Source organism: Gardnerella swidsinskii, assembly GCF_023277705.1.
In the GTDB taxonomy this organism is placed as follows: domain Bacteria; phylum Actinomycetota; class Actinomycetes; order Actinomycetales; family Bifidobacteriaceae; genus Bifidobacterium; species Bifidobacterium swidsinskii.
This window is the reverse complement of sequence record NZ_CP083176.1, coordinates 1,446,074-1,468,669: the sequence shown is the minus strand read 5'-3', so window position 1 is coordinate 1,468,669 and position 22,596 is coordinate 1,446,074. Positions and strand designations below refer to the sequence as shown.

Genomic DNA, 22,596 nt, shown 5'->3' with positions numbered 1-22,596 from the left:
ACAAAATCAAAATTGGTAAGACTCGCATTCGTGTAATAGTATTGTGCATTGGATGTGCATTCGCGCCGCAGCGTGAATTAAACAAAGCAGTTGAAGCACATACAATAATTTCAACAGAATTCAACGACGAAAAGAGATTACCGATGACGAAGATCATTCAGATTGGCGCAAATCATGCTGGCACTGCCTGCGCTAACACCATTTTGAGCTACCCAGGAAACGATCTTACAATCTACGATCAGAATAGCAACATTTCCTTCCTTGGCTGCGGTATGGCTTTGTGGATTGGCAAGCAGATTAAAAGCAGCGATGGCCTGTTCTACCAGAAGCCAGAAGATTTCGTTAAAAAGGGCGCTAAGGTAAATCTGGAAAGCAAAGTTCTAGACATTGATTATGCAAAGAAAGAAGTAACAGTCGAGCTTAAAGACGGATCGGTTATTCACGATTCTTACGATAAACTCGTTCTAGCTACTGGCAGCCTTCCAAACAAGCCACGCATTAAGGGCATTGATTTGGAAAACGTGCAAATGGTAAAGCTTTTCCAAAACGCGCAAACTGTTATTGCTAAACTTCAAGAGCGCGATTTTAATAACGTTGTGGTTCTTGGCGGCGGCTACATTGGCGTGGAGCTTGCGGAAGCTTTTAAGCGCCTTGGCAAGAACGTGACTCTCATTGACATGGAAGACCATATTCTTAACGGCTACTTTGACCCAGAGTTTTCCGATAATTTGAAGAGAATTATGGAAGATAAGGGCATTCACTTTGAGCTTGGTCAAGCTGTTGAAGAGATTGTTGGAGATACTGAAGTTAAGGCTGTTAAAACAAGCAAGGGCACTTACGATGCCGACATGGTGATTTGCGCTATTGGATTCCACCCAAATGTTGCTCTTGGAAAAGATCATTTGAAGCAATACGAAAATGGCGCTTTCCTAGTTGACAAGAAGCAGCAAACTTCCGATCCAGACGTGTACGCAATCGGCGACTGCGCTACAATCTACGACAACGCTCGAGACCGCGTAAACTACATTGCGCTCGCTACTAACGCAGTTCGAAGCGGCTTGATTGCAGGTCACAACATTTGCGGAACTCCTGTAGAAACCGAGGGCGTGCAAGGCTCTAGCGCAATGATGATCTACGACTACAAGCTTGTTTGCACCGGCTTGAGTTTGACTGCCGCTCAAAAAGAGGGCATGGACGTTAACTACGTTGATTTTGAGGATACTCAAAAGCCTGCGTTTATGGAAGTTGAGAATCCAAAGGTGAAGATTCGCATCGTTTACAAGAAGGATACGAAGGTTATTGTTGGTTGCCAATTGGCTTCTAACTACGATATGTCTGCCGCAATTCACCTGTTCTCGCTAGCTATTCAAAAGAAAGTCACGATTAAGGAGCTTGCTTTGTGCGACATCTTCTTCATGCCTCACTTCAACCAGCCATACAACTACATTACGATGGCTGCTTACACGGCTTTGTTGAAGGGATGATTAAACTTTGCTGATTAGCTTAGGCTGAATCACTTTTTCTGATTAGCTTAAATCGCATTTATTAAACCAAGCAATCTGTTCTATAATGGAGCAGTTGCTTGGTTTTTTAATCATCCGCGCACAAATCGCGAACCAAAACGCGCACTATTAGCATAAGACATGCAGATTAAAACAAAGGAGTCTAGGATGAAGCAGCTTTCTATTAAACCAACTATTCATAAGTTCGAGAACGCACGCGACTTCGCGCAAGAATTCAAGCTCAGCAAGGGCGATTTGGTTATTACAAACCAGTACATTTGGGAGCCTTATTTTGGCGATTTGAATCTTGATTGCGACGTGATTTTCCAAGAGAAATACGGCAAGGGTGAGCCGAGCGACGCAATGGTTGATGCAATCGTTAGTGACATTCACACAACTCCAAAGCGCGTGATTGGCATTGGCGGCGGCACTGTTTTGGATATTTCGAAGGTTTGTGCATTGAAGCAAACAAGCCCGCTTGAAGACTTGGTTGACGGCAAGATTCCTGCACAAAAAGGCGCGGATCTTATTCTTGTTCCAACTACTTGCGGCACTGGCTCCGAAGTTACGAACGTTGCGGTGTTCTCGCTTACTAAGCGCAATACCAAGAAGGGTTTGGCGAACGATGCTTGCTATGCTACGGACGCTGTTCTTATTCCAGAATTGTTAAAGAGCCTGCCTGATTACGTTTTTGCAACCAGCTCTATTGACGCTCTTACGCATTCGATTGAGTCCGCACTTTCTCCTATTGCAACCGAGCTTACAAAAATGTTTAGTTACAAGGCTTGCGGACTTATTTTGCAAAGTTATATGCGAGTTGTTAAAGAAGGCAGCAGCGCAAAAAGCAAAGTTGTAAGCGACTTGGTTTCGGCAAGTCTTTACGCTGGCATTGCGTTTGGTAACGCTGGCTGCGGTTGCGTTCACGCGATGGCTTATCCGCTTGGTGGAACTTTCCACGTGGCTCACGGCGAAACGAATGCAGCTCTTCTTACAAGCGTTTTGCGATACTATGCTAAGCACGACGAGAATAACGCAGAAAACACTGAGCTTTCTAAGCTTTTTGACTTTATGGCAAATATTCTTGAATGCCAGAAAACAGACGTATTAAATAAGCTTGACGAAGTTCTTAACACGATTCTTCCTAAGCACAAGCTTCACGAGTATGGCATGACCGAGGATATGATTCAAAGTTGGGCTGCAAGCGTTGTCAAAGAGCAGCAGCGACTTTTGAAGAACTCCTACATGCATATGGACGAAGCCGCCATTGCCGAAGTCTACGCGTCTACTTTCTAAAGTCGGATAACGTATTTATAAAGTAACTAAATTAAACAAAATTCACTAAAAAATCCCCGCAACCAACAAGAGCTGCGGGGATTTTAATTATCGCGCCTGCATGAACGCTTATGCATCAAGCGTTATTACAGGATGCAAATCAAACATTTTTACAGTACGCTTCATGCGGAAGGCAATGCTTGTTATGGCAATCGCAATAACGCCGAAAAGCACAAGCATTCCAATGCCTGAAACTATTTCACCACTGTTCTTTCCAGACATTGCTTGACGCAACCCCATAATCGAGTACGTCATTGGCAAATATGGGTGAACAGCTCTAAAGAATGCCGGCGTCATTTGTACTGGGAACGTTCCTGCAGAGCTTGTGATTTGCAACATAAGTAGCACAATCGCAACTATTCGCCCTGGCATGCGGAACACCACCATAATCATTTGCATTATAGCCATAAAGACTATTGACGCTAGAATCCCCAGCGCGTAGAATGCAACAACATTATCGATTTGGAACTTCAACGCTCCTTGAACAACGCCCATAAGAATAATCGCTTGCGAAACGCCCATAATCACAAACGGCGTCAAGCTAATAAGCGCGCTTTTAAGCGGATTCATGCCGTTTAGTATCGCTCGCCTATCCATAACTCTCAAAACGAATGTTGCCATAAGAGCACCAACCCAAAGGGCGATGGAAATAAAGTAAGGAGCAAAACCAGTTCCATAGTTTTCAACGTGCGAATACTCGTGCTCCTCCAAGGAAACTGGTGCGCTCATCATCTTACTTTTTTGAACAATACCGTTTACTTTTCCAGACTTTTGAGCATCTTTAAGCCCGTCATGCAATTTCTTAGCACCATCAACAAGCTTTGGAGTGTTATCAGATAGTTTCTTAACACCGGAATTAAGCTGATTAGAACCGTTCACTATTTTCGCAGAACCTTGTGCAGCTTCATTCACGCCACTATTTAGCTTCTCACTACCGTTACTTACTTGAGCCAAACCGTCAGCAAGCTTGTTTGTGCCAGCAACTAACTTATTCGAACCAACATTAACTTTCTCCATGCCTTGCATAAGAGCGTCAGCACCGCCCTTTATTTGCAAGCTTCCTGCAGAAAGCTTGTCTGCTCCAGCGCTTAAAGCAGAAAGATTTGTTTCTAGAAGATTAGAATTTTCACCTAATCCTTCTGCCAATCTTTGCAAATTAGCAAGCACGTCTTCCTTTGTTACTGCTGGGTTTTGCGCTTGCATAAGAAGACCAGTAATTTGTGCTTTTGTTTCAGCGTTTCCAGCTTTAACATGTTCTTCTAATTCGTTGCTTGAAGCTGCAAGCTTTTGAGCTCCTTCATAGAATTCGCTTGTCGCTGCCGATAGCCTTTGCGTTCCTTCGCTTAACTGTTGGGCTCCGTTTGCTAAATCTTGCGTTTTTTGTGCAAGATATTGAGCTCCTTCTTTGCTGCGAGCATTGGCTTCAGTTAGCGTATTCGCGCCTTTTTGAAGCTCCCCTAATCCGCCTTGAAGTTTTTGCAAAGATTGCGAAAGTTTATTCGACCCATCTGCAAGCTTATTTATTCCGCCTTGCAAAGACTTTGAACCTTCATGCAATGCTCCAGCACCGTTTGCAGCAGCACCAAGAGAATCGGAAGCTGAATTAACTTTCGCAAACATGTGCTCCCAATACTCTTGAGCAATCGCCTCGCTAATCTCAGTACGCATAGTGCGGAAAGCAGTTTTACCAATTTGTGAAGCCAGCATATTGCTTGCTTGATCGTACTTTACGTGAAGTTTTGCTTTAGTTGGAGTATCGTATTGCGCGGAAGCAATGCACTTACTGAAGGAAGCTGGAATAGTTGCTACCATAAAATAGTTGCCATTTTTAAGGCCCTTATTTGCTTCAGCACTATTTACAAAATTCCATTGGAAACCTTCACTACCGTCTTTTTGATTCTTTAAACGAGTTTTGATTTCGTTTCCAATGTTTCGCATTTTGCCGTTAATCATAGCGCCATTGTCTTCAACAACAACAGCCACAGGCACAGTATCCAAAGTCTTATAAGGATTTGTAAATGCCCATAAGTAAAGCGATCCGTATAAAAGTGGAATCAAAGCTACGGTTCCAATAACAAGCTTTCGAGCTTTTCCTTTCATCGTATTGTTAATCTCACGAAATGCAAGAGCAATAGTACTAACGTGCATTGTTTTCACCACCGTTTGCTTCACTTGTAGCAAGTTGAGAATCAGTATGAGAATTTTCTGTTTTCTCATTATTTGGCATAAGTCTTAAGACTTGATCCGCTTGCTTTTCTAACTCACTTTGCAAAACTCCAACAAGGCAGGAGCAGTAGTTTTTGCTAACATATTCGCGAATATCGGAAAGTAAGCATTCGCGTTGCTCACTAGTAAGCTCCGTCTCAATTCCATCAACAAATAGCAGCCACGGTTGCTTTAATAATGCCAACGCAATTGCCAAACGCATGCGCTCGCACGGAGTCAACTCTCCTATTGCTGTTTTGTGAGGAGAAAATACTTTCCATTGAGCAAGAAGATTGTACGCGTATTGGCGCAATGCTTCGCGATTTTTTACATCATTTTTATACTGTTCGCGAAATAGTGGCGAAGATGATGCGAGTTTTAGCTCACTCATCAAAGCTTCTTCTATTGTTTGCATTTTGTAGAATTCGTTAATTCCGTTGAATAATCCCAATCCCACATATTTACGTGATTTTTTAAAATCGTTAGGAAGAGTTGAGTCCGCAATAGTAAGAGTTCCGTTCGTAAATTTCATATAACCAGACAGTGCAAGCAGCAAAGCTGATTTTCCAGAGCCGTGTTCACCTGATATTGCAACGATTTGATGAGGCTCTACTTTTAACGATACGTCCCAAAATGGTGTTCTTCTAAATATTTGTAAGCCTAATTCTTTAGCTTCTAAAAGTGTTTTACTATCTTTCATAATTTGCATGTTTGACGCTTGTAATTAAGATATGTCGTAATATCCTTTTTACTTAGAGCGCCAGGCATTCCTCCTTACTCTAAATACTCTAAATAACTTATTTTCAGTTTTTTAGTTTTTCAGTTTGTTGTTTATTGTTTACTGCTTATTTTTAGATCTTCACAATTAGCAAAACAATTTTTAATTTTCGCATTGCTTTATCGCCACTTTTCAGCGGTAAACTCACGTTGCAATACTGCAATAAAACGGTGTAAAACCGAACATTTGGTGATTTATCAATTCTTCACCACTAATCATTTAGAATACTCTTTTGTGCAAACAATTGTTGAGTTACACTAATTTTTTTATTTAATTGTTTATATTTTATATTCACTCAAGAAACAAGTTGTAAACACTTCCATGCTATATTGTCTTTAATTACTAAATGTAAGAAATACATATGTAAGAATACGTATGCAAAAAATACAGACGTAAGCAATACGAAATAAAACGTATTGCTTCAAACAATATATTAAATTCAAGCATTTAAAGGGGTGAACGGCATGCTAAGTTTGCAAATTTTAAATATTATATTTAATCCGGTTATTGTGTCGGTTGTAGTGCTATGCGCACTTAGTCTTGCAAAACTTAATGTTTTGCTATCAATGATAGTAGCTTGCATTGCAGGTGGCATTGCCGGTCATCTTCCTCTTTTTGGTGACGGAAATCACACAATTATGGCTTTGCTTTGCGACGGTTTCTCCACCAACTCACAAACTGCGCTCGCCTACATTTTGCTTGGAACTTTTGCGGAAGCAATTACTGCAACAGGCTTAGCTCAAATTATTTCTAAAAAAATTAGCAAAATTATTGGCATGAAAAAGTACGCTCTACTTGCAGTACTAACTCTAATTGCGTGCATGTCTCAAAATATTGTGCCGGTTCATATTGCTTATATTCCTATTCTTATTCCGCCTATTTTGAGAGTTATGAATAAGATGAAGCTTGACCGCCGAGCTGCAGCATGCTGCACTGCTTTCGGTCTTGAAGTTCCGTATATTGCTATTCCATTTGGCTTTGGTCTTATTTTCCAAACTGTTATTGCTACGAATCTTTCTAAAAATGGCATGAAGGTTAGTGTTGCAGACGTTAGTGCTGTGAACTGGTATTTAGGTCTTGCAATGTTTGCATCACTACTTTTTGCTGTATTTGTGCTTTACAGAAAACCTCGCGAATACAAAACTACAGAAACTGACACTCGCGCAGCCGACGCCGTTGTCGGACCTCTTAAGAAACGCCACTACGTAACCATTCTCGCAATTATTGTTGTTGTAGTAGTGCAAGTTATCAGTAAAGATCTTTCGCTTTCGTCTATTGCAGGTCTTGCAACCATGATTATTTTTGGAGCAATAAAGTGGAATGACATTGACAATCAGCTTACTGGCGGCGTAAAACTCATGGGTCTTATTGCATTTGTGATGCTCATTGCGGGCGGATATGCTAACGTGATCCAAGCGACAGGAGGAGTTGAGGAGCTTGTAAACTTTGGCGTAGCTTCTATGGGACAGAACAAACTTGTTGCCGCATTTGTTATTACGCTTATTGGTTTGCTTGTGACTATGGGCATTGGCACTTCGTTTGGCACGGTTCCTATTCTTGCTGTTTTGTTCGTACCTCTTTGCCAGAGCATTGGTTTTAGCACTCCTGCAACGATTCTTCTTATGTCTTCCGCTGCAGCTCTTGGAGACGCAGGCTCCCCTGCTTCCGACACCACGCTCGGGCCTACTGCCGGCTTAAATGCGGACGGACAGCACAGTCACATTTGGGATACTTGCGTTCCAACATTCCTTATTTTCAACATTCCGCTTATGGTTGCAGGCATTGTAATATCGCAGTTTATTTAGCAGATTTCTTAAGATTAGATACTAAATATCTCATATTATTTAGCTAAATATTTAGCTAAATATTTAGTTGAATATTTAATAGAGATTAAGTATTTCGAAACGCAAAAGTGTTTATTGATAAAATTATCGATAAACACTTTTATTTTTTATCAAAAACATTATAATGTAACATGCAAATTTCGAATTTACAATATATTTATTGTATATTTCGAAATAAAATAAAATAAATTTATTTAGGTATCTAGTTAGATAGCTGATTAGGTAGTTGATTAGAGAGTTGGGTGTTTTATGAATAAGGCAGCGAAAATAATTCTGACTTCAACCATGATGGGTATTGCCACAGCAGCTTGCGCAGTATGCATGAGCCAAACAGCTTACGCTGCTAGTACTGATACAAATAACATAAAAACAACTACCCCCCCCCTGCCAATCTCACTAATCAAAATGATTTAGAAAATAGCACCAAAGCCAGCAATAATAAAGCTAACGAAAATAAAACTAGAAACGATAAAACAGAAGATAATAAATCTCGCGAAAATAAAGCCAGCATTGCAGAATACCGCGGTATAACTCCATCTACTACAACTACTACAACTGCTAAGACTACGGAAACAGAAGCTACAACAGAAAAAGCAGACTCTCAGGAAGAAACTGTTTCATATCCACAAATGACAGTGGCAGAACCAGGTGTAGCGGTTACCATCAAGCCAAAGTTCATGCGCGGCGATAAAGAGATTACGTTAGCTGAATCAAAGAAATACGGTCCTTGCCGAGATTCTTATGAGTATATACGCGTCGAATATAAGAACGGCGACAAATACGAACTTGCGTATGGCAGTGCTATAACGCGCTCTGAAGATTATAGCTACACGTTCAAATGGCGCACGAGCGCAGCTCGCGAACATCCTAACGCTACCATCCGCGTCACAGGACTTCGTATGTATGACAAGAACGGGAAGCAACTCCAAGAAGAGATTGTTCCAACATTTAAGACTGCAGGCTCGGAGAATCATAAGCCTGAGCCAAAGCCATTTGCGTTTGACAGGAACGAGCTGTCGGCAGCACTCGCAACCGATGCAAGTGGTGAATATGTTCGCTGGCGAGCAATAAATAATTCCACCAACTCTAACTCAGAACAAATGACTGCGTACAGTGATTATCTCAATTATGATCCTGATAAAAAAGTGTTGACTACAACTGCAAGCACGGAGCCGTTTAAGAATGAGAAGCAAGGTGTTGTTGCAAGGAAATACAACAATATCACCCTCAAGACCTTGAAAGCTGGCGAAACGGAACCTACGGCCGTAGACGGTATTAAAGAAACGCCGTGGTTTTTTAAGAACCAGCAGTATGCGAATATCTGGAACGAAATTAATCAAACGACAATTGGTTCGCATAATTTTAAGAGATCCAACATTGAACAAAGAATCGGTGGCAAGGGGCTAACTGGCCTGAAATACGACTTTGGAAAACAAGGCATCACTGGTACACCTACCATTACAGACTGGAAAGAAGGCGAAACAACTCGTACACTTACCATCTATATGGCAACAATTCGTAGGGGCGATGATGGCTCGGAAACTATGAGCTTAAGCATGTTTGAATGGCCAGTGAGTAATCCACAAGCAACTCCAGTTCTAGACCCTACGAAACCGCAGCCGCCACAATTTACTGATAGCACTAATAAATTGGCTGAAGGACTAGCCACTGATAAGAGTGGACAATATATACGCTGGCAAGTGACTAGTACCGATATGTATCGAGCAGCGGCATATAGCAACTATCTCAAATATGATCCCAATAACAACGTGCTAATCGCAGAACCGTGTACTATCCCATTTAGTAATGCTGAGAACAACCATAACGTTGTTGCAAGGAAATATACCAATATCACGCTCAAAATACTAAAGGCTGGCGAAACGGAACCTAAAGTTGTAAAGGACATTACAGAAACCCCGTGGTTCTTCAAATACAAAGAATATCAAGAAATTTTTAACGCGGTTACCAAAACTACAATTGGTTCAACAACTTATAGCGATCTGGCAGGAAACTATCATGAAGTAATGATTGGCGGTGATGGTTTAAGCGGCTTAACGTTCAATTTTGAAACTAAAACTGTTATCGGCACTCCTACCATCACAGACTGGAAGGAAGGCGAAACAAGTCGCACAATTCCTGTTTATAGAGTAGAGACTTGTCATGTACCGAATACATACACGAAAACTATGGGAATATCTGTGACGTATTTGACAGTAACGAGACCAAAGCCGGAACCGCCAAAACCGGAACCACCAAAACCACCTGTTGTTCCATCAACACCAAAACCGGAACCAGAACCAACTCCTGTTACAACTCCAGAGCCTAAGCCTGAGCCTATCCCAGTGCCTATAATTTCGGAACCGGAACCAGTGCCAACGCCAGTGACAGAACCAGAGCCAGAACAAGAAGAGACAACGGAAGAAGTACCAGCTCCACAAACACACGAACCGCTCGCACGCACCGGTTCTGCAACCTCAACCATTGCAGGTACTGGATTAGCATTCTTGCTGTCAGCCTTCGGCGCATTTTCGCTTAAACGCACGCGCATTGGCAAACACAGCAAGTAAAAACGCAACTAGCGAATAACACAAATGACTAATAAACGCCAGTCGAGTTGAATAAACTCCCTGGCGTTTATTTTTAAATACCAATCAACCAATCGCAAAGTAGCCAATCGCAAAGTAGCCAATCGCTGCAAATTTATAACGATTGACCACTAAGACAAGATTCCCGACGATTTAGAAAAGCCATTCAAATAATAAAATAACTTAAGCTACAACCTCATTATGAAATAACATCAAAAAGAAATTCATATCTTGCATTATTTCTTCCCAAGAAAGACTTTTAGCCCAAGGTGCTTTCCTTTGGTAATCCTTCCACTTTATTCTCATCACTTCACTATCTTTAATCCTATCGAAAATTTCATTCACGTTACTCAGTAAATAAAGGGTGTCTCTCGTTTGAGAAGTAGCGTAAAAAGCTTTAGCAATCTCTTCTTTCTTAAAGACATTATCTCCTTGAGACACTCTAAGAGCATGCAAATCATAAAAATCTCGCATTCTCGTGTTAAATTCTTCCCTCACAAGAATTGTTTGCAACTTTTCTGCTAAAATCGTTGCAATTGGATAAGTCAATAAAGAGATAGATTTTGAGAACATTAAAGGCAATTCTGCTTCCATAGCAGATGGAGTAATAGCATGCCCAGTTGAAATATCGATTTTGACAGGAGTTTTTGTACCATCAAAATCTGCAATTAGGCTAGCTCGAACCCCTGGATAGTCAGATTCTTGCATAATAGAATCAAGCGTTTGTAGCGTAAATTTAACACCATCATCGATATTGATAGATATTACATCTGATATAAAAATACGCACATCATCTTCACTAAGAGAAATATTTTGCATAGTTGTATCAATATCCATTGTTGTACGAAGATTTACGCCAACAAGATAAGAAATCAGCATTCCACCTTTTAGAACAAAATTGTCTTTATACCGCGAGCGGGAAACACGATCTAAAAAACGCTCCATCATATATACGCGCATTAGCACGCGAGGATCTACACCCTTTTGGAGTGCAACATTCTTTATTTTTGCTTTAAGCTGATTAGCATCCTTCATTCTCATAACAACACCCCCAAATATTGTGAAATCAACTTTGAAATCCTAAATTTTTTAGCGTAATCGCTTAGTATATCAAGTCGCTTATCCTTTCTTTTAACATAAGCTTTTAACGCACCAAATACCACCTGTGCATCTATTTGAGAACGAGAACGCAAAATATCGCAAATTGTGCGCTCTAAATCATAAGAAGGCACAAGATTACCTTCAAGCGACATAAGATTCGTCTTACCAATTCCTAAAAAATCTGGTCTTATATAAAACACTCTAACACCAGTCTTAATTAGACTACTTGCATTATAAGTTGACGGAACAGTCACTGTTAAAGAAGAAGGCTCTCTATCAGTCAAATTATGTAAAAGAAGTGCGGACTCATGTGAAAAAACAGCAACAGATGTGCGCTTTGACAATAAATTCATTTCATCATTCCACAAACTGCTGTTAACATAAACGCCTTTTGATACACGCTCTAAGCTCTCATCTTTAATAAATCGATAAACACTAGACGGGCTAATTCCAAGTTCTTTGATGACACTATCAATGCTTAAAACTTGCTTTTTCTCTATGTAATTGCGCAATTGATCTTTTAACATTTGCCCACCTACTTAATGACACGTTTACGCTGATTTAATATATTATATCAGCATAAACGTATCGAATGCGCAAGCAAATCGTAAAGTGCAAATAGCCAAACCACATTTAACCAAATCACAAAGTAGCCAATCACTGCAAATTCGCGGGCGATTGGCTACATTAGATATACCGTCTAGCTAAACATTTTCACTAGCTCAGTATGCTATCAATATTCTTCTTATTGATTAGATTATCTTCGTCAAGAAAAGCCATCTGCTTTATTCCGCTTAAGCTTGCAATAAGCGACACTGGGAAGGTAACGATATTTTGATTAAGAGTACTAATGTTACTATTTACGATTCTTTTTGCCGCCGCCAGCTGCTCATTTTCATCGTTTATTTCCTCTTGCAAGTTCAAAAACTGCTCAGAAGACTTTAATTCCGGATAAGCTTCCGCCAAAGCAAAAATCTTCCCTATTGCATGATTCTGATTTTTGATTACCGAACTAGAATCCGCTGATCCCAATCCTTCTCTTAAACTCACTAAATCCACTAAGGTTGTTTTTTCGTACTTTGCAAACGACTGCGCAACTTTAAGCATTTGGCAAATCGTATCATATCTTTTAGCGAGCGCAATATCAACGTTTTTCCGCGACTCTTCTATAATCACCCTATATTTTCTTAGCCTATTTAACGTGCCTATAAACCAAGCAATAAGCGCTATAAGCACTATTGCAACACAAATTAGCACAGTGTTCTTATCCATAACGTCACTCATAACGTCTCCTTTAGTTCTAGTATTTTCTAATTTTGCAATTCGCTAGTATTGCAATTTCTACTTTTGCAATTTTTCTCTAATTACGTTAATTATTTCGTAATACTCAGCCAAAACATCTCTAAATCTTGCATATTCTCTTGTTAAAGATAGGTTTTCTACTCCAGATTTTCCTGGAGCGCCGAATAAATACCAGCCAGAGTCAAAGGCTGCAATAATGTGCTCGCTATCTAGATATATGCAAACTCTCATTCTTTTTTGCAAATTATTCATTAGTTCTATAAAACTTGGATCTAATACCAGTTTTGTATAAAAATCGTCTGTAGAAAAGATTGAATACGAGTTGTTAAATTCAATGGATTCTGTTTGGACTTCGCTCTCCTCTTTTGTTTTTCTACCATAGTATCCATTTAATTTTTTCCCCATAAAGTTCTTTCCAGTAACTGGAACGATTCTAATATGACCATTTATATTGGTTTTTGCGTTTATTAATAAGACTTGCCCAACAAAATCCGTTTTTTTAACACTTTTTCCACTTTCACTTCTAGAAAAGTGTATTGCTTGCATATTTGAAAATTCTGTTCTGAATTCATCGCCAAAAATTATGTGTTTACTTGAATAATACTTACTAGATATTGGCAGAAGATTATCAAAAATGCTGCTGTCAATTCCTTCGGAATTGTTTAATACTGTTCCAGGCAGAATCACATTTAAAATCGGCGTTAAAACATTATCCGCATATAGCGCGTCTACATCAACCTTATTATTTACAAAAAACTTACCTGCAAAGCAAACAACAAAAACACCTACTATTAGCAAATAATATTTGTAACGAGAGTAATCAATATTTGGAAAATAGTTATACAAAGTGCCTAAAACCATTACTACCGGTATTAATGGAATTAAACGAATTGGATCAAAAGAGTTATTTTTTACGTCTTCTTTTAAAGCACTTAATTTTCCTTGTATTTGGGGAGATTGTTCTATTTGTGCGAGTCTGTTTAAAACTTCTGGATTTGTAAATACGCTACCATATTTTACATTCATGTCATCTCCCTTTTATAAATCACTCGTCATTTTTGACATATTTTGCGAATCACTATGCACAACGTTGTAGGATTTGAATTTACAGTATCATTGTTTGGGTTTGTCTGATTCTGATTACTTGAATCATAGTTACTCTGGTCATTAGTCATACTGATTAAACTGTTCCTTATATGCCTTTTCTCTAACTCTATACAATCTAAATTACACAAGATCATTAAATAAAAACAGATTTTGACTAAAATTTATTTTGCAAAATTTTAAAGCAAAGAAAGCACTGCAAGTAACAGCGTAATTCCTTAAAATGTAACTCGAAAGCAGGTTGCATTGCTGAGAAAGTGGCCAATTGCTGCAAATTCGCACTTAATGGCTACTAACACGGGCTCAGAATCTATTGCGCTAAATTGCACAGCGCATTGAAAGCAAACCAGCTCCACAGCCTCACATAGACACAGTGTAAAGCGAGTAGAAGTAAGCCTTCTGATTCATAAGCTCCTCAAAGCTTCCGCGCTCAATAAGCTCGCCGCTTTTCATCACAAGAATCTCATCATATTGCTTAAGCGAATTAGCATCCAAGCGGTGAGTTACCACAAGTCGAAGAATTCCTTGCAAATCCAAAATAGACTGCGTTACGTTCGCGCTCGTCTCGTTATCTAACGCGATCGTTGCCTCATCAACCAGCAGAATCTCGGACTTTTTAAGCAAGCTTCGCGCAATAGCAATACGCTGCTTTTCGCCGCCAGAAAGATGACTACCATTCTCGCCACACTGATAATCCTTGCCTTTAGCAGCAATCAAATCATCCAAACCAGCCAAGTGAATCACGCGATTAACTTCCGCATTCGGGAACGGCTTAAAAAGCGTAATATTATCTAAAATCGAAGCATCAAACATAAACACAGACTGCTGCATAAGAGTAGTCTTATCGTAAAGCGAACTCTTGCTTACATTGCTAAGCTCGTGATTATTCAGCTTCACACTACCTTCATAATCCTTGTAGTATCCCATAAGCAGATTAATCAAACTACTCTTACCAGCTCCAGAAGGTCCTACTATTGCATAAGATTTTCCAGCTTGCAAAGTTAGATTTATATTTTTCAAGACTTTATGATCCAGGTCATAAGCGTACGAAACATCGCGCAAAACAACGCTTTTAATAGAATCGTCAATGATCTCGCCAGAATCTTCCTTAACATTACTCATATAATCAGCCATCTTGCTAATAAGCTTCTTAGCACCCTTCATCTCGCCAAGCATTTGCGGAAGACTTGCAATAGGCTGAAGCACGCCGTTCATCAAATTAGTGAAAGCTAACACCATTCCAGCAGTAATAACGCCAACATGAGCGTTAACCATCCAAGCGCCAACAAGCATCACGCCAAGCTGAGTCCCAAGACTTGAAATAGTACCAAGAGCAGAAACAGTAGTCATCGTTTTTTCGCGAAGATTCTTCGTATGCTCAAGCTCCATCGACTGATTCTGATAACGGTTAATAACCTCTTGCTCCGCCTTAAAACTCTTAATAACCGAAACGCCGTTCAAAACATCCTTCGTTAAGGCTGTATAAGACTCGTTCGACTTGGAAACCTGCTCCTCGCGAGTGGCAATTCCGTTAGCTGTAAGAATCGAGCACGCCATTGGAAGCACAGAAATAATAAGAGCAATAACAGTGAGCAATGGACTATAATAAATCATAAGAGCCAGAGAGCTTACAAGCATAAGAACGTCTTGAACAAAATCAAAAATCTTCTTCAAATACTTTTCTTGAATACGCTCACAATCATTAGTAAGTACAGAAAGATACGTGCCGGAATTCGCGAGCGAAAAATCACTATAACTCTTCTGTAAAAGCTTCTTGATAACAGACTCTTTATACTGATTCATTGCTTTTTCAAGAAAGCGAGGGTACGAGCTGCGCTTCAACGCGAAAATCAGGGAGATTGCCAGCATAAAGGAAACAACAAGCAGCAAAATAGTAGTTAAAGAGAAAGCTCCTTTACCTGCCATATAGTCGAAAATAATTTGCAAAATCCAAGAAATAGCAGTGTAAATCATAGACAAGGAAATAAAAACTATCATCGAAAGAAAAGCTACAAGCTTGTTTTCCTTGAAAAATAGTTTTACGTAATTTTTTACGTCGGGATGTAGTTTGGATGATTGCTGATTCGCGGGCGATTGCTGATTTGCTGTATTGTCAGTTTTGTTCATTCTCGCTACCTCTCACTTCCTTTATATCTATTTGCTATTCTTGCTATTTTTGCTATTTTTCGCTAATAGCATTTTCGCAGCTAGCATTTTCGCTTTCGAATTGCTAATCCACTCTCTACTAAGTATTGAAAGACACACTATCATACTTATCCTGATTGGTCATGCTTATCTGCTTGATAACACCTATAAATGCTTAAACACACTTATACGTAATGCTTACTAGAAATAATAAGCATAGAGTTAAAAAAAAAATCAAATTAAATACGCAACACCGCTTCAACACAAAGCTCAAGCGCATACGCTTTAGAATCCCCGCCCCAATTGCGCTCATCATAATTTTCAACATCGTGCAAAGTATCTGCAGTGTAAAGAATCTCACCCCAAACAATCTCACGCATTTGCGCACAAGCCGCTAAAGCAGAACACTCCATTTCAACAACCGCGCATCCCTCCTGCTTACGATTAGCAACTTTCGTCTTAGTTTCACGGAAAAATCCATCCGTAGTCCACGTCTTAACTTCATGATAAGGCAAATTATGCGCCTGCAAAGTTTGCAAAATAGCATGCCTCGAACGCTCTGAAACATCAACATAACGACTTGGAGGCAAATAATGATAAGAAGTCCCCTCATCCCTTAAAGCTTTATACGGAACCAGAAAAACGTTTTCCGCATAATCAACTAGCGATCCGCAAGAACCAGCACTAACAACTTCACTAACTCCGTAAGAAATCAACCAATCTAAGATCTGAACAGCGGCAGGAGCGCCAACTGGGGCCTGTACTAAGCAGATTTTTTGTGTTTCTTCTTCTACTTCGCTGTTTGTATTTTCTTTTACTGTATCTCCTACTTTTTCTTCCAAAACATATATCGGATATTTTTTAGTTGCAGATTCAAAATTTGCTACAATCGTAGCTTTCCTACTTAAAGCATACTGATCAATTTCATCGCCTAAGAAAGCAAAAACCGCTTTAGATGGAAGCTGAACAGAAATATTATCGTGTTTTGGCATTAAAACTGCACTTTTATCGGAATCATACTCTAAAATTGGTAAATTATATTCTGTCATATAATCAACTCCATCCTACAAGCCATTCAATCCTATATACAAATACACACATTAATACGCAAAGATCACAAAATGGTCAATTGCTGCAAATTCGCACTTAATGGCCACTAGAGAATCATATTTTCTGCATCATGTCCTGTCTTTTATAAAACCGCAGCAATCGATTTCTGCTAACTCAATAAAACCAGCTGACTTATAAAAAGCAATAGTTTTTTCAGTACAATCCGTAGTCAATTGAATTTGACGAACATTAGGATAACAATCCACAATCGCCTTTAACAAAGCAGACCCTATCCCCTGCCTTTGATACTCAGGCAAAACGAGAATATCTTGAATAAAAACAACCGTGTACCCGTCACCAACAGCCCTAATAATGCCAACTAGCTCATCATTTTTATAAGCAGCTAAAATCTTGAGCGAATTGTTAAAACCATTTTCCAAAGCAGCTAAATCATCTGTGTACGCAGACCAACCAACGGAATCATACAGCTTTGGAATATCTTCGCTATTATACTTTTTGTACTCTTTTATTTGCACGTCTGTTAAATTCATTTACAACAACGCCTCCAAATATTGTGCAATCAACGTTGAAACCCTAAATTTTCTAGCGTAATCGCTCAGTATATCAAGTCGCCTATCTCTTCTTTTAACATAGGCCTTTAATGCGCTAAAGACAACCTGTGCATTTGTGTACCACTATAGCGCTTTGACCGAGATTGAAACCATTGGAATTTCAATTTCCTTCGATGCAAAAACTCACTTGGATTGGAAGTACTGTGAACTTCCAACGTGAGTTTCGTAAGAGATTTAACTAGCGAGATTCTCACCGAATTTGTTTACTTAGAGGGTACACAAGTAAACAAAAACAAGAGCACTTCCCCGAATTTGTTTACTTATCAGCCATATAAGTAAACAAAAACAAGCGTCAGTAAACAAAACGGCCTTAACTATCAACTAGTCAAGGCCGCCTCATTTACTTTATAAGACTTTACGAAGCCTTATAAAAGCGCGTAAAACTTCAACTTACGCAAGTAAACACTAGTTATCTTACGGATTTTGCTTCAAACACTCTCCTCAATCGCACAACAGCGAAACCAGCAATAGCAAAACCTAAAGCAGAAATCAACGCAACAACTGAAGCTGACTCACCAGTCTTAGGCATATCTGGAACATGCTTTTCAGTCTTATGCTCAACAATAGGAGATTTCACATATTCATGCGCTGTATTATGTTCATGCTCCGACTTAGGTGCATGAGATAGCTCTTGTTTAGTCTCCGGAGTTTGAGATTCAGGAACTGACAATGGATTCTCCATCCCTGATTCAGGCTCAAAAGGTGCAGGCAAAATTGGATCTGGAGTAGGTGCTGGTTTCAGATTCTTCGTAAAAATGGCATACACAGTCAAATCACTATTTACAAGCGTTGTTCCAGTAAATGCTTTACCTTTACCATCCGCCTTAGTATTCCACTCTTTAAACGTGTAGCCATCTTTAGTTGGATTCTTAGGCATTGACTGATCTTTTAACGCATCCGTATCAATAGCCTTACCAGTTTCCACCTTTACCGTTTGAGTCTTATCGCCGTTCTTGAAAGTAACCGTGCTTCGAATCTGCTTCCACTTGGCAGTAAACACAGTATTAGCATTCAAAGTATATTCTTCACCAGGCTTGTAAGTTTTACCAGCAGCATCTACCCAGTTTAAGAACTGATAATCTTCGCGCGTAGGAGCAGCTAACATTTTAATACTCTTACCTTGTCGTATTGCACCACTTTTCTCAGCTTTACCGTCAATAAAAGTGCCACCATTAGCATTAAACGAAACTTTCGCATTCCACTGTGCGCGAAGTAAAAATTGATAGTCGCCCCGAGGATCTAATTTCTCATCATTCCACTGCGGCACGTCACAACTGGTATCCGAAAATAGTGACTTCTTATTCCAGTAGTAGCGTTTGCCTGCCATGTTATGATTCTGATAATATTCAATATCAGGAAGCTCGGTATACCATCCGCCAAACACCAAATTCTTTTTTGCAGGGTCAGCTGGGAAATCAACCGTATTATCCGTTTTTACAGTATTGACGATTGGATCCGTCTTACCTTCAATATTTCCGCCCTTAAGATCGAATTTCACGTTCAATTTTCCAAACGAAATTCGCAGAGGTATGGGCTTACCATCGTCGAGTTTATACGTAACGGTGAATTTAGAGTAGCCCTTTGCTGGAATATATGTGCGATCCGTATCATGAGAAAGATGATAACCCACGGGAATTTTATCAGTATCAATCGTTATTGTTAATTTTTCTCCTATCGCAAAATCGCCAACAAACCGCTGAAAGTTAGATTGCAGATTCTTCTTAACATCAATTTTCTTTCCGTTTTCATCCTCAACGGTTATTGGAAGATTTTCCCACATGCTTTCAATGTTTTTGTCAATCTATCCTTTACCACCTGGATGCGTGTGGCCATACCCAGGGTCCAAAGCGATATCCATATCGAGTGAAAGCGGATATTTCTTGACTTCTGCAGTTCCCTTATCAGCAGCCTGTGCAGTCACTGTTCCAGCAAAAAGTCCAATCGTAGCTACAAAAGCAACTGCTAGACTAATAACTTTTTTTATTATTTTATTATTCATTTTTTATTTCCAGCCAAACTAACTATTATCGTAACAATAATTTTTATTAAATTTCGAAAATTTATATAGTGCAAACGCAAAACCAAAAATGCGTGTAAATATGCAGAACCACTAACCTATTTCAATACAAAATAAACAATGTATAGAGTGGTGAGACGATAAAAATTATGTTACGAAAAAGACAGCATCACGCTGTCTGTCTGTCTGTCTGTCTGTCTGTCTGTCTGTCTGTCTGTCTGTCTGTCTGTCTGTCTGTCTGTCTGTCTGTCTGTCTGTCTGTCTGTCTGTCTGTCTGTCTGTCTGTCTGTCTGTCTGTCTGTCTGTCTGTCTGTCTGTCTGTCGAGGATTATATTTTTCATGATCTCAGTTTGTCAACTTCCGTACCGAATTAACACGCCAATTATAACAAACAAACTTAGCAAATTCCAGTATAAGATAACTCACAAATAAACTATCAAATCTGCTAAACAACCAACTCTCAAAAGCAACAATAACGAAGATACATGAAAGTAACATATAATTTCTTAAAATTAAGTTTGGCAAACATAAAATAGGATCATAAAGCACAAATTAAGATTAGCGAACTTAAATTAAGTTTGACAAACGCAAATCCATTCGCTATAGTCATCGCCTATCACCATTTCGACGAGTAAAGGAGTGCACATGTATCATACAAATATGATGACAAACTGTTGTTGTGACGTATGCTGTTGCGCATTTCTTAATCGAAATGATGTTTGCAAGCACTAAATATGCATAACATCTAGCCTGTGTTAAAAGCATTTACGTTAGAACACAGCAAATTACGATTTAAGAAACAGCGCGCTGTTTCTTTTTTTTATGCCAAAATTCGAATATAAAACGTTGAAAAGATAACAATTTAATACGGATTAGATATTAAACAGATAAATGGCATTTTTAGAAACAACTAATAAACAACAATCTCTTTATTAATAAAAAATTATTTTTTAAAAATTAAAAATAAACAAAATTAAACAAATTAAATTAAACAAAACAAACAAGTAAAACAAACAAGTAAGGGGAAATATTATGTCCAACATCTACAAGTCCGTGCAAGAACTCGTAGGCCACACTCCACTTCTGGAGCTTACTCACATTGAAAAAGAGTACAATCTTCAAGCAAAAATCCTCGTAAAACTCGAATACTTCAACCCAGCAGGTTCCGTAAAAGACCGCATCGCAAAGCAGATGATTGAAGAAGCAGAAGCCGCAGGCACGATTAAACAAGGCTCAGTAATTGTTGAGCCAACTTCTGGAAATACTGGCATTGGTCTTTCAATGATTGCGCAAACAAAAGGATACAAAAGCATTATTGTAATGCCAGAAAGCATGTCTATTGAACGTCGAAAACTCATGAAAGCTTACGGCTCCGAACTCGTGCTCACACCTGCTGCAGAAGGAATGAAAGGCGCAATTGCCAAAGCGAAGGAAATCGTTGAAAGCACGCCAAATGCGTGGACTCCAGGACAGTTTACCAATCAAGCAAATGTGCACGCGCACTACAACACAACTGGTCCAGAAATTTGGCAAGACACTGACGGAAACGTGGATATGCTTATTGCAGGCGTTGGAACAGGCGGCACAATCACTGGTACTGGCACATACTTAAAAGAGCAAAATCCGCATCTTGAAGTAATCGCAGTAGAACCAGCCGACTCCCCTGTGCTCGCAGGCGGAAAACCAGGAGCGCACAAGATTCAAGGAATCGGCGCAGGATTCGTGCCAGATGTGCTCAACAAAAACATTTATAATCGCATTGTTCACGTAACAAATGAAGACGCAATCGAAAACGGCAAGCTTATAAGCAAAAAGAAGGCGTCCTCGTTGGTATTTCTTCCGGAGCTGCGATTTGGACAGCAATCCAAGAAGCAAAAAGAGAAGAAAATAGTGGCAAAACCATAGTTGCAATACTGCCAGATTCAGGAGATCGATACTTGTCTACCGCATTATTTGAAGACTAAATACATTTAGGAGTACTACTTTAAATACGCAAGTTTTGATTAAATAATATGTGCAAATATTAATTAGTAATTAAAACGAGAAAATAAAGAAAATAAAGAAGACAAGGAAAATACTGGAGATTAATGTATGAATGAGCATCTTGACCTTATAAACAAACTCAACTCAATTCATGATTCTGACATAAGGCAAGCTACATTCATACCTAACTATCACAATATTATTGCGCTCATACATGCAACTCAGGTGTTACTTTTGCCTGAGTTGCATGCACGCAATGTAAGTAACGATACTGCGCAACTCAATGCCACTTTGAATACCGTTACTTCAAACGCGTTAGACACTATAGAACGCATTATATTCCACGAACTTCAATCCTATACAAGCAACTCAATTAAAATTCAAGAAACTTGCAATCAATTCATACATAAACTTCCTGCAATTAAAAAGTTACTTTTAACAGATATTCAAGCAATATATGAAGGCGATCCTGCTTGCACAAGCAAAGTAGAAGTCACGCTCGCATACCCTGGTTTTTACGCAATGCTTATTCACCGCACAGCTCACGCACTCTACGAGCTTAACGTGCCACTAATTCCTAGACTTATGAGCGAATATGCTCACAGAAAAACCGGAATTGACATTCATCCAGGAGCAAAAATTGGTGCATATTTTTGCATTGATCACGGAACTGGCATTGTAATCGGCGAAACAACTATAATCGGCGAGCATGTTAAGCTTTACCAAGGAGTAACGCTTGGTGCGAAAAGCTTTGCGCTAGACGAGGATGGAAATCCTGTAAAAGGCGGAAAGCGACACCCGAATATTGGAGACAACGTAGTAATTTACGCAAATGCTACTATTCTTGGCGGCGAAACAACAATCGGAAGCGGAAGTATAATCGCAGCAAACGCGTGGATAAACCGCAGTATTCCTGCAAACACAACCTACCACTTCCCTAAAGCCTAATGCGCGCTAAAAATACCGATTCCACTTCTACTATTTTATTTGAACATCTGCTAGATTCATTTACAATA

16 protein-coding genes and 1 pseudogene are annotated in these 22,596 nt (G+C 39.4%); 6 read left to right on the top strand and 11 right to left on the bottom strand.

Translation table 11 applies throughout. The features are described 5' to 3' along the window. Positions 1 to 143 precede the first annotated feature (143 nt). Complete coding sequence (nox, locus tag K9E37_RS05960) at positions 144 to 1,484, top strand: H2O-forming NADH oxidase (RefSeq protein WP_248893245.1); 1,341 nt, start codon at positions 144 to 146, stop codon at positions 1,482 to 1,484. A gap of 186 nt (positions 1,485 to 1,670) precedes the next feature. Next, a complete protein-coding gene (locus K9E37_RS05955) occupies positions 1,671 to 2,795 on the top strand; it encodes a 4-hydroxybutyrate dehydrogenase (protein WP_116431793.1) in 1,125 nt (374 codons plus the stop codon). Positions 2,796 to 2,903: 108 nt separating this feature from the next. On the opposite strand, the gene K9E37_RS05950 is transcribed toward K9E37_RS05955, so the two are convergent. Both K9E37_RS05950 and K9E37_RS05945 read right to left on the bottom strand, forming a co-directional pair. Further along, positions 2,904 to 4,982, bottom strand: a complete 2,079-nt coding sequence (locus K9E37_RS05950) for a YhgE/Pip domain-containing protein (protein ID WP_248893243.1) — start codon at positions 4,980 to 4,982, stop codon at positions 2,904 to 2,906. Further along, complete coding sequence (locus K9E37_RS05945) at positions 4,972 to 5,748, bottom strand: ATP-binding cassette domain-containing protein (RefSeq protein ID WP_004110838.1); 777 nt, start codon at positions 5,746 to 5,748, stop codon at positions 4,972 to 4,974. Before K9E37_RS05945 ends, K9E37_RS05950 begins: the two co-directional genes overlap by 11 nt. Before the next feature lie 533 nt (positions 5,749 to 6,281). Here K9E37_RS05945 and K9E37_RS05940 point away from each other — a divergent pair. Both K9E37_RS05940 and K9E37_RS05935 read left to right on the top strand, forming a co-directional pair. Then, positions 6,282 to 7,622, top strand: a complete 1,341-nt coding sequence (locus K9E37_RS05940) for a Na+/H+ antiporter family protein (RefSeq protein ID WP_174182803.1) — start codon at positions 6,282 to 6,284, stop codon at positions 7,620 to 7,622. A gap of 674 nt (positions 7,623 to 8,296) precedes the next feature. Continuing rightward, positions 8,297 to 10,228, top strand: coding sequence for a hypothetical protein (locus K9E37_RS05935; RefSeq protein WP_174182802.1), 1,932 nt, complete (start codon positions 8,297 to 8,299; stop codon positions 10,226 to 10,228). 201 nt (positions 10,229 to 10,429) lie between these two features. Here the strand turns inward: K9E37_RS05935 and K9E37_RS05930 are convergent, their stop codons facing one another. The 9 genes from K9E37_RS05930 to K9E37_RS05890 all read right to left on the bottom strand — a co-directional run bounded on the left by K9E37_RS05930 (position 10,430) and on the right by K9E37_RS05890 (position 19,579). Further along, positions 10,430 to 11,287 (bottom strand): nucleotidyl transferase AbiEii/AbiGii toxin family protein, encoded by an 858-nt coding sequence (locus tag K9E37_RS05930; protein ID WP_102155281.1) that lies wholly within the window; start codon positions 11,285 to 11,287, stop codon positions 10,430 to 10,432. Further along, entirely contained in the window at positions 11,284 to 11,874 is a 591-nt protein-coding gene (locus K9E37_RS05925; RefSeq protein ID WP_012914017.1) for a type IV toxin-antitoxin system AbiEi family antitoxin domain-containing protein, read from the bottom strand. The genes K9E37_RS05930 and K9E37_RS05925 overlap by 4 nt, the downstream gene beginning before the upstream one ends. Positions 11,875 to 12,064: 190 nt before the next feature. Beyond that, on the bottom strand, positions 12,065 to 12,631 hold the full coding sequence (locus K9E37_RS05920) for a LemA family protein (protein ID WP_102155283.1): 567 nt from the start codon (positions 12,629 to 12,631) through the stop codon (positions 12,065 to 12,067). A 57-nt stretch (positions 12,632 to 12,688) separates the two neighbouring features. Beyond that, entirely contained in the window at positions 12,689 to 13,675 is a 987-nt protein-coding gene (locus K9E37_RS05915; protein WP_102155285.1) for a DUF3137 domain-containing protein, read from the bottom strand. A gap of 438 nt (positions 13,676 to 14,113) precedes the next feature. Beyond that, the gene (locus K9E37_RS05910; RefSeq protein ID WP_248893241.1) at positions 14,114 to 15,880 is read right to left on the bottom strand and encodes an ABC transporter ATP-binding protein; all 1,767 of its coding nucleotides are present in this window, start codon (positions 15,878 to 15,880) and stop codon (positions 14,114 to 14,116) included. Between the two features lie 257 nt (positions 15,881 to 16,137). Continuing rightward, positions 16,138 to 16,947, bottom strand: a complete 810-nt coding sequence (locus K9E37_RS05905) for a nucleoside phosphorylase (protein WP_248893239.1) — start codon at positions 16,945 to 16,947, stop codon at positions 16,138 to 16,140. Positions 16,948 to 17,076: 129 nt separating this feature from the next. Next, positions 17,077 to 17,499: a GNAT family N-acetyltransferase gene (locus K9E37_RS05900; RefSeq protein ID WP_248893238.1), complete on the bottom strand. Its 423-nt coding sequence runs from the start codon at positions 17,497 to 17,499 to the stop codon at positions 17,077 to 17,079. 490 nt (positions 17,500 to 17,989) lie between these two features. Then, positions 17,990 to 19,360: an InlB B-repeat-containing protein gene (locus K9E37_RS05895; protein WP_248893236.1), complete on the bottom strand. Its 1,371-nt coding sequence runs from the start codon at positions 19,358 to 19,360 to the stop codon at positions 17,990 to 17,992. A gap of 21 nt (positions 19,361 to 19,381) precedes the next feature. Then, entirely contained in the window at positions 19,382 to 19,579 is a 198-nt protein-coding gene (locus K9E37_RS05890; RefSeq protein ID WP_248893234.1) for a hypothetical protein, read from the bottom strand. Between the two features lie 1,050 nt (positions 19,580 to 20,629). Between K9E37_RS05890 and cysK the strand changes: the two are divergent. Both cysK and epsC read left to right on the top strand, forming a co-directional pair. Then, positions 20,630 to 21,561 (top strand): annotated as a pseudogene (gene cysK / locus K9E37_RS05885) (cysteine synthase A). Between the two features lie 127 nt (positions 21,562 to 21,688). After that, positions 21,689 to 22,528 (top strand): serine O-acetyltransferase EpsC, encoded by an 840-nt coding sequence (gene epsC / locus K9E37_RS05880; protein WP_248893232.1) that lies wholly within the window; start codon positions 21,689 to 21,691, stop codon positions 22,526 to 22,528. Positions 22,529 to 22,596: the final 68 nt, after the last annotated feature.

Bases quoted from the DNA above. Each gene is read 5' to 3' on its own strand.
- nox (WP_248893245.1), top strand. From the start codon at position 144: ATGACGAAGATCATTCAGATTGGCGCAAATCATGCTGGCACTGCCTGC.
- K9E37_RS05955 (WP_116431793.1), top strand. From the start codon at position 1,671: ATGAAGCAGCTTTCTATTAAACCAACTATTCATAAGTTCGAGAACGCA.
- K9E37_RS05950 (WP_248893243.1), bottom strand. From the start codon at position 4,982: ATGCACGTTAGTACTATTGCTCTTGCATTTCGTGAGATTAACAATACG.
- K9E37_RS05945 (WP_004110838.1), bottom strand. From the start codon at position 5,748: ATGCAAATTATGAAAGATAGTAAAACACTTTTAGAAGCTAAAGAATTA.
- K9E37_RS05940 (WP_174182803.1), top strand. From the start codon at position 6,282: ATGCTAAGTTTGCAAATTTTAAATATTATATTTAATCCGGTTATTGTG.
- K9E37_RS05930 (WP_102155281.1), bottom strand. From the start codon at position 11,287: ATGAGAATGAAGGATGCTAATCAGCTTAAAGCAAAAATAAAGAATGTT.
- K9E37_RS05925 (WP_012914017.1), bottom strand. From the start codon at position 11,874: ATGTTAAAAGATCAATTGCGCAATTACATAGAGAAAAAGCAAGTTTTA.
- K9E37_RS05920 (WP_102155283.1), bottom strand. From the start codon at position 12,631: ATGAGTGACGTTATGGATAAGAACACTGTGCTAATTTGTGTTGCAATA.
- K9E37_RS05915 (WP_102155285.1), bottom strand. From the start codon at position 13,675: ATGAATGTAAAATATGGTAGCGTATTTACAAATCCAGAAGTTTTAAAC.
- K9E37_RS05910 (WP_248893241.1), bottom strand. From the start codon at position 15,880: ATGAACAAAACTGACAATACAGCAAATCAGCAATCGCCCGCGAATCAG.
- K9E37_RS05905 (WP_248893239.1), bottom strand. From the start codon at position 16,947: ATGACAGAATATAATTTACCAATTTTAGAGTATGATTCCGATAAAAGT.
- K9E37_RS05900 (WP_248893238.1), bottom strand. From the start codon at position 17,499: ATGAATTTAACAGACGTGCAAATAAAAGAGTACAAAAAGTATAATAGC.
- K9E37_RS05895 (WP_248893236.1), bottom strand. From the start codon at position 19,360: ATGTGGGAAAATCTTCCAATAACCGTTGAGGATGAAAACGGAAAGAAA.
- K9E37_RS05890 (WP_248893234.1), bottom strand. From the start codon at position 19,579: ATGAATAATAAAATAATAAAAAAAGTTATTAGTCTAGCAGTTGCTTTT.
- epsC (WP_248893232.1), top strand. From the start codon at position 21,689: ATGAATGAGCATCTTGACCTTATAAACAAACTCAACTCAATTCATGAT.